At 60.5% G+C, this 11,708-nt stretch carries 10 protein-coding genes and 1 pseudogene; 4 read left to right on the forward strand and 7 right to left on the reverse strand.

The features are described from left to right. Window positions 1-107: 107 nt before the first annotated feature. From APH41_RS26905 to APH41_RS26925, 5 genes are all read right to left on the reverse strand, one after another. Window positions 108-590: a CS1 type fimbrial major subunit gene (locus APH41_RS26905; protein ID WP_054922516.1), complete on the reverse strand. Its 483-nt coding sequence runs from the start codon at window positions 588-590 to the stop codon at window positions 108-110. Between the two features lie 5 nt (window positions 591-595). Continuing rightward, window positions 596-1,354, reverse strand: coding sequence for a hypothetical protein (locus tag APH41_RS26910; protein ID WP_054922506.1), 759 nt, complete (start codon window positions 1,352-1,354; stop codon window positions 596-598). 66 nt (window positions 1,355-1,420) lie between these two features. Then, window positions 1,421-2,668, reverse strand: a complete 1,248-nt coding sequence (locus APH41_RS26915; RefSeq protein WP_054922508.1) for a hypothetical protein — start codon at window positions 2,666-2,668, stop codon at window positions 1,421-1,423. Window positions 2,669-2,689: 21 nt separating this feature from the next. Then, the gene (locus tag APH41_RS26920; protein WP_054922518.1) at window positions 2,690-5,212 is read right to left on the reverse strand and encodes a CS1-pili formation C-terminal domain-containing protein; all 2,523 of its coding nucleotides are present in this window, start codon (window positions 5,210-5,212) and stop codon (window positions 2,690-2,692) included. A gap of 112 nt (window positions 5,213-5,324) precedes the next feature. Then, window positions 5,325-5,825 carry a CS1 type fimbrial major subunit gene (locus APH41_RS26925; RefSeq protein WP_054897684.1) on the reverse strand — a complete coding sequence of 167 codons (501 nt, stop codon included), beginning with the start codon at window positions 5,823-5,825 and terminating at the stop codon, window positions 5,325-5,327. Window positions 5,826-6,287: 462 nt separating this feature from the next. Here APH41_RS26925 and APH41_RS26930 point away from each other — a divergent pair, with 462 nt between their 5' ends. Further along, a complete protein-coding gene (locus APH41_RS26930) occupies window positions 6,288-6,797 on the forward strand; it encodes a PadR family transcriptional regulator (RefSeq protein ID WP_034127994.1) in 510 nt (169 codons plus the stop codon). Continuing rightward, complete coding sequence (locus tag APH41_RS26935; RefSeq protein WP_054922510.1) at window positions 6,794-7,561, forward strand: siderophore-interacting protein; 768 nt, start codon at window positions 6,794-6,796, stop codon at window positions 7,559-7,561. The genes APH41_RS26930 and APH41_RS26935 overlap by 4 nt, the downstream gene beginning before the upstream one ends. Window positions 7,562-7,608: 47 nt before the next feature. On the opposite strand, the gene APH41_RS26940 is transcribed toward APH41_RS26935, so the two are convergent. Together APH41_RS26940 and APH41_RS26945 are read right to left on the reverse strand one after the other, a co-directional pair. Then, entirely contained in the window at window positions 7,609-8,235 is a 627-nt protein-coding gene (locus tag APH41_RS26940) for a Pr6Pr family membrane protein (protein ID WP_034127996.1), read from the reverse strand. A 4-nt stretch (window positions 8,236-8,239) separates the two neighbouring features. Further along, window positions 8,240-8,473: a VF530 family DNA-binding protein gene (locus APH41_RS26945; protein ID WP_054922512.1), complete on the reverse strand. Its 234-nt coding sequence runs from the start codon at window positions 8,471-8,473 to the stop codon at window positions 8,240-8,242. Between the two features lie 169 nt (window positions 8,474-8,642). On the opposite strand from APH41_RS26945, the gene APH41_RS26950 reads away from it, so the two are divergent. Then, entirely contained in the window at window positions 8,643-10,661 is a 2,019-nt protein-coding gene (locus APH41_RS26950) for a TonB-dependent receptor (protein WP_054922514.1), read from the forward strand. Window positions 10,662-11,128: 467 nt separating this feature from the next. After that, a pseudogene (locus APH41_RS26955) lies at window positions 11,129-11,708 on the forward strand (membrane-bound PQQ-dependent dehydrogenase, glucose/quinate/shikimate family); the annotation flags it as partial.

Raw genomic sequence — 11,708 nt, forward strand, 5'->3', positions numbered from 1 at the left:
GAAGGTTGGGAGCGTTACCTTGAGCAGCAGAACCCCACCGCCAAATGGAACAACGGCAACACCTTCGACCTGAAGTACCAGCAGCTCGATGAAATGAGCCCGAACGGTCAAGGCGCCAGAAAATCAAACATCAGGTGCACCGTGCCGTAGTAGGACCCGCCCTGGTATCCACCCTGCGGCTCGATCGGAGCAATCTCCAGCTCGACGCGCCGGCCCATGCCCGCCTCGTCAGCGCTGAGTATCTGGGTCGAGTCCAGGGTCAGGGGCACCCGGTTGAACAGCACGCGCAAATCAATACGGTCGCGGCCGCTCAACAGATAGGGCACGTCCCCCAGCCGCGCAGCTACGCCGCCATTGAGGTTTTTCACGTCGAAGTTCTTGCGCAGGCGCCCGAGCCTGGAGGTCGCCAGGTCCCAGGCCAGCAGTTGGTCCTGCGCCATCCAGTCAGGTTCGGAGGGCAGCACATAGGCTTCGTGGATCGGAATGGTGACCGACACATCAAAACTCTGGCGCTCCTGAAACGCCTGTACCGGCCCGCCGATGAACAACGTTGCGACCAGCCCCGCCCATACCGTCAGTTGCTTGAACATTGTCATCACCCGTTGCTGTTGACCGTCATCGGTGTTTTGTCGCGGCCTTCGATCATCTGGAAGCGGTATTCACGTCCGGGCTTCTTCTCGAGCTGCCATTGGCGTCCCGGCAGGATGTGGTGTTTGGTGGTGGCTTCGCAGTCGGTTTTTTTCGCCGCTGAACAGTCCCGGAACTCATCGAGTACCACCACGCTGTTGCCGGCGTTGCGCAGTGTGTACTGGTCGGCGGTCTCGACGACCTTCGTATCGAAGCGGGTGTCCTTGGGCCGCACGAAAAACACCGTGCCGTAACCGGCCATGACGTTGACGCCGGCGGCGAGATCTTTTTTGTACTCGTCGCGCTCGGCGTCGGTCACGGCGAAGTCGTCTTCCTTCTCCGGCACCACCGGGATGAAGCGCACCCGGAAGTAACGCTCCTTGTCGCGCTCGCCCATGTACAGCAAGCGCGTCCCCTGGCGCCCGCCCGCCGGAACGATCAACCGCGCCGGGCTGGCCATCAGGCCGTCGCGGCTGGTGGCGGCGCCCTTGTCATCCGTCAGGGAGGCCACCGGGATTTCCCTGGACGTGCCGTCGGCGTTATAGACAATTTCCAGCACATTGACCTTGATAAAGGCGGTGCTGGTGCCGCCGTTGAACACCCGCTTGAGATAAGAACTGCGGTCGCCCTCCAGGTAGTCATACACCACGCCGACATTGATCGCCGGCCCGGCCTGCGCCGCCAATGACATCAGCAACAGCCCAGCCCCTAACACTGCATGTTTCATGTTTGATTACGCCTTATTGATTGAACGCGGCCCACCACAGGGAGCCGATATGCGAGCCGGGCTCGCCTAGACTTCCGAATCCCAGATCACCGTGGCCACGCCGGAATAGGTGCTGCCGGGTTTCTTGAGCATGTCGGCCACGTCATCCTTGCCCACCTCGAAATGCAACTTGCCCTCGCGGTTGTTCACGTACTGCAACGGCTGGAACAGTTCGGTGCCGACGCCGTCGAGGCGCAGGGGCAGTTTGTTCACGCCCTGGTCGTGCTGATCACGCAAGCCATAGGGCAGGCTCACGGCGACTTGAAGCGGCACTTCGTCACCGTCGTTGTTGCGCAGGCCACAGGTGTTGCCGATCACCAGCCCGCACTCCAGGGTCATCTTGAAACGTGAGCTGGCGGAGATTGCGAAGGTCTGGTCACGCCATAGCCGCGAGGGGCGCCGCCCCTGGTTGAGCCAGGCTTGCCAGCCGCCTTCGGGTAACAGCTCGATGCGATTGCCGCCCGCCGGCAGGTCAATCTTGAGCACGTGCTCCACCGACAAGATGAAGTTGAACGTCAGGGTGTTTTCGTCGGGGATCATGGTGGTGCCGAAATCCATATCGCCGCCCGGGCCCATGGTGTAAGTGATGGACCCCTCATAAGTACCAGCGTCCATACCCAGAGGGTTTGGTGTCTTGAGTTCGTAGCCGTACTCAAGCGTGCTGTAGCTCATCCGCCCGATTTCCATACCATTTGTAACGCTGCAGGCTCCGGCGTTCTCTGGAACGATCCAGAAAAAAAGCGCATACGCTTGTCCCGCCGCCATGTAATTGATCGGCAAGCACGGTGCCGGCGCCCCTCGCCAATAAGCGTTCCAGCCCACGCCTGGCGTGGCCCAGCCGGACACACCCGGTGGATAAGAGACATTCCACCGTCCCCCAATACCGGCAATGCGCATCTGTACCGTCTCCGCACGACCGGTGACGGTGTGAGTCACTTGCAGATCGCGAAATGCCGAGGGCACCTTGAAATAGGCGCTCTGGCGCGGATCCTCCGGAAACGCCGGTATCGGCCCATTGGAATAGGCCCGGAACGAACTGTTACGAATACTGAAGGTATTGACCGCCTCGCACCTGGCTGGAACGTGCCAGGGACACAAGCCACTTTGCGGCGTGGTATTGACGAATTTATTGCTCGTTGGGTTGGCCGGATCGGGGCGAAACACCGCCGTGATCTGCTCGACGATAGCCAGTGCCGGCAAGCTGTAGGTAGCGCCCAAAACCAGCGCGAATGCACAGAGCCCCAAGCGTTTTTTCATTGCGGTAATCAAGGTCATGAACTCCCGTTTCAACCGCCGTCAACCGGCGGTTTCGCCCTTGTGGTTAGCTTCGGCCAGCGTGTCCGGCGTGCAGCGCAGATCACCAATCATCAGCACGTCGTTTTCATCCGGCGCAGTGCTCGGGTCCAGGCGGAACTGGCAGAGCAACTGGTTCTGGTAGCGCACCTGCAGGGTCGGCGCGCTGGCGCTCATCTCCATGGAGAAGAACCCGTCCACTTCGCTGACCCCACGGCTGGCGTGATTGATTACGTGATGGCCTTTAAGCGGCGCGCCGCGTTCATCCAGCAGGCGGCCGAGTACGGTGACGGTTTTCATCACGGTGATCTTGCGGTAGTCCACGCCGCCCTTGTTCAGGTGGTAACTGGAGCGCGCGGGCTGGATGTTCGCCGCCGGCGGGTGGTTGCCTTCGAAGTCGAAGCTCACGCTGCTGCTCTTGTAGGCCGAGACCGGCACGTAGTTGCGCCCCGGACGCAGTACCGCGCTGCCGCCGCCCAGGTCGTCGGCGCGCAGGGCGATCTCGTCGAGGTCGGTTTCCACATCGATGATCATCCCCGCGCCGTTGCCCTGGTACTGGCTGCTGAGCAGCATTTTCCCGGCGCCCGCGACGAAGGTGCTGTTGAGGTTCAAGCCACCACTGAAATCGCCATTGAAGGAGCTGCGCTGCACAAAGCCGTCGCCGCTGACCACGTCGGTACTGAAGTTGGCCATGCCTGACAGGCCGACGCCGTAGGTATCAGTGATCGCCGTGGCCGAGACACTTTGCAGCACATGGTCGGTGAGGTTCTGCCGATACGTGATCGACGCATTGTTATCGCGGCCGCCATCACGGGCGGTGCGGGTGCCGATGCTGCCGGAAATCTGCCGGCCATCGCTGCCCAGTTTCACGCTCAGGCTCACATCCACGCCACGGTTGCGCTGGTCATTGGTGCCGGCGCTGCCGGGGCGGTCGAACACCGAGAAACGCCAGTTGGCATCACTGCCGAAAAAGCTGTCGTGACGGCTCCAGCCCAGGTCCAGCCCCGCACCTTCGACGTTGCCTTGGCTATGGGACACTCGCATGTTCAAGGTGTTTTTCGCATCAAGGCGATGGTTGACCGACAACGCCGAATTGCTGGCCTGGCCGACAAAGGTGTTGCGCCGCAGGCGCGTGCCGTCGGGCAGGGTTTCGTAGGTGTCGCGGGTGTCGAGCCAGCTGCGGTTGTGACTGAACACCAGGTTGGTCGCGCCGAAGCTGTAGAGCCCTTGCAGGTCAAGGCCCGTGCCATGTTCACGGGTTTGATAAACATTGGCATAGAGGCTGGTGTTGTCGGCAACGGTCCAGTCCACCGAGCTGCCATATTGCAGTTGCTCGCGCACCTGGCGGGCCGACAGGCCAAGAATCACCCGTGGGTGCAGCAGGTAATTGAGCGACGCGCCGGCCGTCACCACACCCGAGGCTTGCTCGTCCCAGTTGCTGAACAGCTTGGTTTCGCGCCCGGCGAACAGGTTGTAGCGCCAGCGGTCTTCGGCGTTGCGCCAGTTACCGGGTTTGTACACCAGCTCCTGGGTAGTGCTGGTGGTGAGGCCGTCTTCCACCAGGCGTACTTCCACTTCATAGATACCGCCGGGTAGTGGCCGGGTGTCCAGGGTTTGCAGGCCGGCGGCCACGGCCTGGGTGTTGATCAACAAGCCGTTGCGATAAATCTCTACCGCTGCCTGACGGTTGGCGGTGACGTAGATCGGGTACACGCTGGGCTTGGGGTTGTTGATCGCCAGGCTGTCGGAACTGCCGTACATGATGCCCAAGGCGGTGTCGGGGCTGGCGCCGAAGCTGCGCAGTTGACGGGTCAGGCCATCGGAATTGGGGGTGAAGTGGCCGAGGCGAAAAAATTGCCCTTCCAGTTCACGCTGGGTATACAGCTCATGAATCGCGTGGCGCATGGGTTGGTCATTACCGCTCTGGCGCGCCAGTTGCAGGTTGAACACCTGGCTCCAGTTGCCCACGCTGGAACTGGCTTGCAAACCATAACGGCCGCCGAGGCTGTCTTGCTGACCGCCATTTAGGTTGAGCTGGTTGTTGATGATCAACCCCAGGCTGCCGCCGTCGGGCTGGTCGTAAAAGCGCGGGGCTTCGCTACTCAGTTCAACGTCCTGCGTGAGGATCGACAACTGCGAGCTTTCCAGATTGTAGTAAGCAGAGATCATCTTTTGCGGGCAAGACTGGGTGCAGGCGCCCAACGCCACGCCTTTTTCCAGCAGGCCTTGCCAGGTGTCGCGGGTGGCAGCCGGCACCTTGCTGTCGCCGGTGTCGGTGAATTCGAGCAGGGTGACGCGGTCGTCCCGGGACAGCACGATCAGCGCTTCGCCAAGCAGTTGGTGGTCCAGGTCTACGCGCACCGCGAGGGGTACATCGAAAAAGTGATCGGCAAAGCCTGCGGGCAAGCCTTGGGCCTGAGTGATCAGGCTGCCGGGCGTGGCTGCACCGGAAGCAGCAGGTGCCGCCAGCGCACTCGTACATATCAGCAGCGCAAGCGCAGCCGCGATAGGCGTCATCGGGAACATGAACGGATACTCTGAATGCCAGGAGACCAGAATCAAAAACCAGGCCGGCGAACGGAGGAGGCATTCGCCGACCTGAAAAGTCATGCCCGCGCCAAGCGGGCATTAAGTGGCATCAAGGCGCTACTGGCAGTACCGCGTCGAAGACCACTGGCATCACGGAGGTGTACGAACCGCGCTGAGTCGCCGAAGGCTTGGCTGCGACGATGCGCATCTCCGCACCTACGCCTGGGGTGGAGTCGGCTTCGTTGACCACTTCCTGTGGGGTGCCGGTCAGGGTCACACCATTGAGGGTGGTGGTGAGCGGGATGTTCTGGCTTGGGTCACCGTTGAACAGCACGGCCGGGCCGCCTTCGATGTAGGCGTGAACCGAACCATTGGTGTTCTTGATGTCGTAGATGGCGCTCAACGGCGCCAGCTCACCGCTGACCAGGTTGTAGGTCATGGTTTCATCGCGACCCCAGTTCGGGTCACGCGGCTGAGCGTGGAACACGGTAGTCGGGATGGTGGCCTTCATGTTGACGGTGTGGCTGGCTTCACCGGCAGCAAAAGCTGTTACCGAGGAGGACAGCGCCATAACAGCCAGGGGAACAGCAATCGCGAACTTCTTGAACATGGTCAATACCTGTAGTTATCAACATTGAGTGATTCGTCGCCAAGTAACCGCCTTAACAACGAACGCGCCGCCGTTAGTTGCAACGCCAAACAATGATCAACTCAAAACAACAGTAGGTATGCAGGCAACCTCTCACGCCTGCGTAGCCCTATTAATCAGGGATTGAGAGAAAAACATGGCACTTTGCCAAAACTTTTAAATTAGCTGTAAGAACAAGACTACAACACAAAAAACAGGGCCAACCAAAAGAACTTTCGCTCAGAAAAATACCACAAACAAGCTGCCGGACATAAACTTAACTGAGTTTAAACTCTAATTAAAGTTATGACTCTAAAATTAATCGTATTCCACGTATTCCAAGGTCCTCTGCCGGAAAAGGCGCCGACGACCGTTGGTCGCCAAGCCCTACCGCCACGCTAAGATATATCTTAAGTTATATCTAAACCTGTCTGGAGAGCCTGCATGAGAAACGAACCTCGCGGTGAATTCGAAAAACGTGGCGGTCGCGGTCCTCGCGTCTTCGCACCGGGTGATCTGAAATTACTGCTGCTGGCGCTGATCGCCGAACAGCCATGCCACGGCTACGACCTGATCCGCCGCATCGAAAGCCTGTTCGACGGCGCCTACAGCCCCAGCCCCGGCGTGATCTACCCGACCTTGACCTTCCTCGAAGAGAGCGAGCTGATCAGCGGCAATGCCGAAGGCGGGAAAAAACACTACACAATCACCGACGCCGGTCGTCTCTTTCTAAGTGAGCAGGCCGTTGCCCTGGACGGCGTGCGCATGCGCATCGATGTGAGCAAACGCTCGCTGCGCGGCCACGATCGCCCACCCGAGATTCATGAGGCGGTGCACAACCTGCGCCACGCCTTGCATTCGCACAACGGGCACTGGAGCCCGCAGGAAATCGTTCGTGTTGCGGCGCTGCTCAATCGCACCGCCCAAGCCATTGCCGACGGGACAGACCAATGAACACACAAGCCATTCATCGCGTGACTCACGAAATCAAACGCCGCCGCCTGGAAGTGCTGCGGGTGGTGGATATCACCCCGCGCATGCGCCGCATCACACTGGGCGGGCCTGAGCTGGCGGGCTTTATCAGCCTGGGCAGCGACGATCACATCAAGCTGCTGTTCCCGCAGAACGCCGCCGAGCAAGCGGCGCTGGAAAGCCCGACGTTCGCCATCAAGGGCGACGGCCCGCAACCGGCCATGCGCGACTACACGCCACGACGCTACGACCTGAAAATCGGCGAGCTGGATATCGACTTCGTGCTGCATGGCGATGGCCCTGCGTCTACCTGGGCCGAGCAGGCGCAGGTCGGTCAGCACCTGTATATCGGCGGGCCACGAGGCTCGATGATCGTGCCGGACATTTTCGACAGCTACCTGCTGATCGGCGACGAAACCGCCCTGCCCGCCATCGGTCGACGCCTGGAAGAACTGCCGGCCGGGCGCAAGGTGCTGGCGGTGATTGAAATCGCCGATGCGGCGGAGCAACAAGCGCTGCAAAGCGCGGCGGACGTCGAGATTATTTGGGTGATGCGCGGCCAGGATGACCTGCTCGACGTGGTGCGCAACCTGACGCTGCCCAGCGGCACGCTGTACAGCTTTGTCGCCACCGAAACCAAGTTGTCACGCCAGGTACGGCGGGTGCTGCTGGATACGCACAAGGTCAATGAGGAATACCTCAAGGCCGTGGGTTACTGGCGTGCTGAGGGCAGCGAAGAAGAATGAATAAGGTGGGAGCTGGCTTGCCTGCTCCCACCTTAATGGTGCTCACTTTAAATCGAGGGTGATTTGAGGCGCTTGTCCAGGCCAACGATCACCAGCCCAATGACGATAAACCCTGCCAAAATCCCTCCGGCATTCACAAACACTTGTGGATAACCGAGGCTGTCCACATCCATGAACGGGTACTGATACTGCCCGAGCATATGCCCCCGCAGCAGCACATAACCGAAGTACACCAATGGGTAGATCACCCAGCCGGCAATGTGTTTGAGCCGCAACGTACCCTTGGGCACGCACCGCCACCAATACACCACAAACAACAACGGCATGACGTCGTGCAGCAATTCATCGGCGATAAATTGAAAGCCTTGCGGGCTCCACAGATGCCGCAGCAGCAGGTTGTAGGCCAGGCTCACCACCACGATGCTCGCGGCAATCGCGCTACTGATGCGAGGCGCGAGGAAAAACCGCTTGGCGGCTGAGTCGCGCTTGACCAGTGAGTAGCTGAGCACCACGACCACCAAGGTATTGGTCAGAACGGTGAAGAAGCTGAAGAAACTGATCAGGCCGCCCAGCAAGCTCGCGCCACTGGCCCAGCGCGAATAGAGAATCAGGTATTGCTGGATCGCCAACCCCACCCAACCGGCCAACGCCGCCGCCGCAACAAAGCGCTTCATGCACTCAATCCAGTTGGCGTTTGGTACGCATCAGCTTGACGTACAAACCTTCGACCTTTTCCCGCGCCCACGGGGTTTTGCGCAGGAAAGTCAGGCTCGACTTGATGCTCGGGTCACTCTTGAAGCAGCGGATATCAATGCGCTCGGCCAAGCCGCTCCACTCGTAATGCTCCACCAGGGTGGTGAGCACGTGTTGCAGGGTCACACCGTGGAGCGGGTCGTTGCTTGTCGCGGTCATGCCGGGCCTTTTGCAAAAAGAGGAACACAGCCGCGCACCTTAGCCGACGGGGCGAGCAGGTGGAAGCATCGCATTGAATATAGCCCGCCAGGAAAAGTTCCCCTTTCTCACAGAAAAGAGATGTTATATTGTAACTTAAGTTATCAGTCATTTTGCCCAGGAATTTCCGATGTCGCTGCCTTCTCTCTGGCGCTTGTCGCCCCTCGCTGCCGCCCTGTTGATTGGCTCCCAGGCCCATGCCCTGGAACTGCCACCCCAAGTAGTCACCGGCAACCCGCTGGGCAGCACACAACTCGCCTCGCCCACCACCGTGCTGGAAGGCGATGACCTGACCCTGCAACAAAAAGGCAGCCTCGGTGAAACCCTGAACAAGCAGCCGGGCGTGTCGTCTTCGTACTTTGGCCCGGGGGCCAGCCGCCCAATCATTCGCGGCCAGGATGGCGACCGCATTCGCATCCTGCGCAACGGCGTGGGGGCGCTGGATGCCTCGTCGCTGTCCTACGACCACGCGGTGCCCTTGGACCCGATCAACGTTGACCGCATCGAAATCGTAAGGGGCCCGGCCGCCCTGCTGTACGGCGGCAGCGCCATCGGCGGCGTGGTCAACACCTTCGACAATCGCATCCCCACCGAGGCCATTGAAGGCATCCATGGCGCCGGCGAGTTGCGCTACGGCGGTGCCGACACCACCCGCAGCAGCGCGGGCAAGCTGGAAGCCGGCAACGGCAGCTTCGCCTTGCACCTGGATGCCAATGGCCGCGAGTTCAACGACCTGAAAATTCCAGGCTATGCCCGCAGCCGGCATGCACCGGAGAGCGAGAACGGCCCCGGCAAAAACGGGCGCCTGGGTAACAGCAATGGGCGCCAGGACGGCGGCGCGGTGGGCGGTTCCTACACCTGGGACGATGGTTATGCCGGGCTGTCCTACAGTAATTACGACAGTAACTACGGCTCACCCGCCGAGCAGGATGTGCGCATCCGCATGAAACAGGACCACTACGCCTTTGCCTCCGAGATCCGCAACCTGCAAGGGCCGTTTACCTCGGTGAAAATCGACGCCGGGTACACCGACTACGAACACCGCGAAATCGAAGGCGGTGAAACCGGCACCACCTTCAAGAACAAAGGCTATGAAGCGCGGGTGGAAGCTCGTCACCAGCCGATTGGCCCATTCGATGGCGTGGTCGGCGCCCAAGTAACCCGCAACGAGTTCTCGGCCCTGGGCGAAGAAGCCTTCGTGCCGCAGACCGACACCAACGCCGGCGCGCTGTTTATCCTCGAAGAAATGCAAGCCACCGAACGCCTGAAACTCAGCCTCGGCGCACGCCTGGAACACACCAGCGTCGACCCGAACGCCAAAGGCAACGAGCGTTTTGCCAATGCTGACAAGAGCAGTGACTTCACCGCCGGTAGCCTGTCGTCAGGTGCGGTGTACACCCTCACGCCGATCTGGTCCCTGGCTGCCACCCTCGGCTACACCGAACGCGCGCCGACCTTTTACGAGCTGTACGCCAACGGCGCCCACGTTGCCACCGGTACCTACGAGTTGGGCGATGCCAACCTGAAGAAAGAAAAGGCCGTGTCCAGCGACCTGGCCCTGCGCTTTGACAACGGCACCCACAAGGGCAGCTTCGGCGTGTTCTATAGCCACTTCTCCAATTACATCGGCTTGTTGGGCACGGGTCGTACCCTGAACGATGAAGGCGAAGAGGACGCGGGCGGTATTCCCGAGTACGAATATTCTGGCGTACGAGCACGCTTCGCCGGCTTCGAAGCCCAGGATCACTGGAAGCTCGGCGAAGGCGCCTACGGCAAGTTTGCGCTGGAACTGTCGGGCGACTACACCCGCGCCACCAACCTGGACACCGGCGAAGCCTTGCCACGCATTGCGCCTCTGCGCATGAGCAGCGGCCTGCTGTGGGAACTGGATCGCTGGCAGGCGCGTATCGACGTGGAACATGCCGCAGGCCAAGGACGCGTGCCGGATAACGAAAGCGGCACCGATGGCTACACCACCCTCGGCGCCAGCGCGGGGTATCGCTTCAATGTGGGCGGCAGCCAGTGGCTGGCCTTCGTCAATGGCGAGAACCTGACCAACCAGACCGTGCGCTATGCCAGCTCGATCCTGCGCGATATCGCGCCGGCGCCAGGTAGAAGCGTGCAGTTCGGCGTTCGCACTACCTTCTAATCATCACCGAAAATCCCCTGTGGGAGCGGGCGTTGGGTCAGTCAACATCAATGTTTGCTGGGCCGACGTCTTCGCAGGCAAGCCAGCTCCCACATTTGAACGTCGTTGCGTTGAGCATTGCGTTCGCTTGACTGATCGGTATTGGGGCGACTATCTGTCACTGTTACCAAAACTGAAATGATGCATCTTGCGATTCACCCTTTCTCAAAACGCCCCGCCGCATTATCCTTCGCAACAATCTGAAACGCTTCAGCTCCCGGTCGACTCCTTTTGCCGAATCTCTTTTTGCTCAAAGACAGCGCTGTCTTAATCCGACCTGCGCTCGGGAGTTTATTGCCTGCCTGTGGATAACCCGGTTATCCACAGAAAAAATCAAAAATAACGATGAACCAAGCCCGAGCCGAATCGTCATCTACAGTGAGTGAAGCACGGGGTTACATAATTCCAACGTAACGGAGAAACACACTATGAGCACTGATGGTGCCTCAAGCCCAAGCCGCCTGTTGCCCAGGCTGCTAGGCGTCTTGCTGCTGATCATGGGGCTGGCCTTGCTGGCTGGCGGCGTCAAGCTGAGCATGCTCGGCGGGTCGCTGTACTACCTGCTCGCCGGTATCTGCATCACCCTGACCGGCGTGTTGCTGCTGGCCACCCGCCGCGCTGCGCTGGGCTTGTACGCCCTGGTGTTGTTCGCCAGCACCGTGTGGGCGCTGTGGGAAGTCGGCCTGGACTGGTGGCAGTTGGTGCCGCGCCTGGCCCTGCTGTTCGCCTTGGGCATCGTCATGCTGCTGCCGTGGTTTCGTCGGCCATTGCTGCGTGGCCAAGCCGCACCGCTGGGCACTGGCGCGCTGAGCGTTGCCGTGGTGCTGGCGGGCGCGACCGCCCTGGCCAGCCAATTCACCAACCCAGGTGAAATGGTCAAGACCGGCCAACTGGACCGCGACGCGGTGCCGGGTATGGCCAGCGCTGCGCCAACCCAGGCCGATGGCGACTGGAACTCCTATGGCCGCTCGGCCTTCGGTGACCGTTACTCGCCACTGGCACAGATCA

It is taken from the genome of Pseudomonas sp. NBRC 111138, assembly GCF_001320835.1.
Lineage (GTDB): Bacteria > Pseudomonadota > Gammaproteobacteria > Pseudomonadales > Pseudomonadaceae > Aquipseudomonas > Aquipseudomonas paracarnis.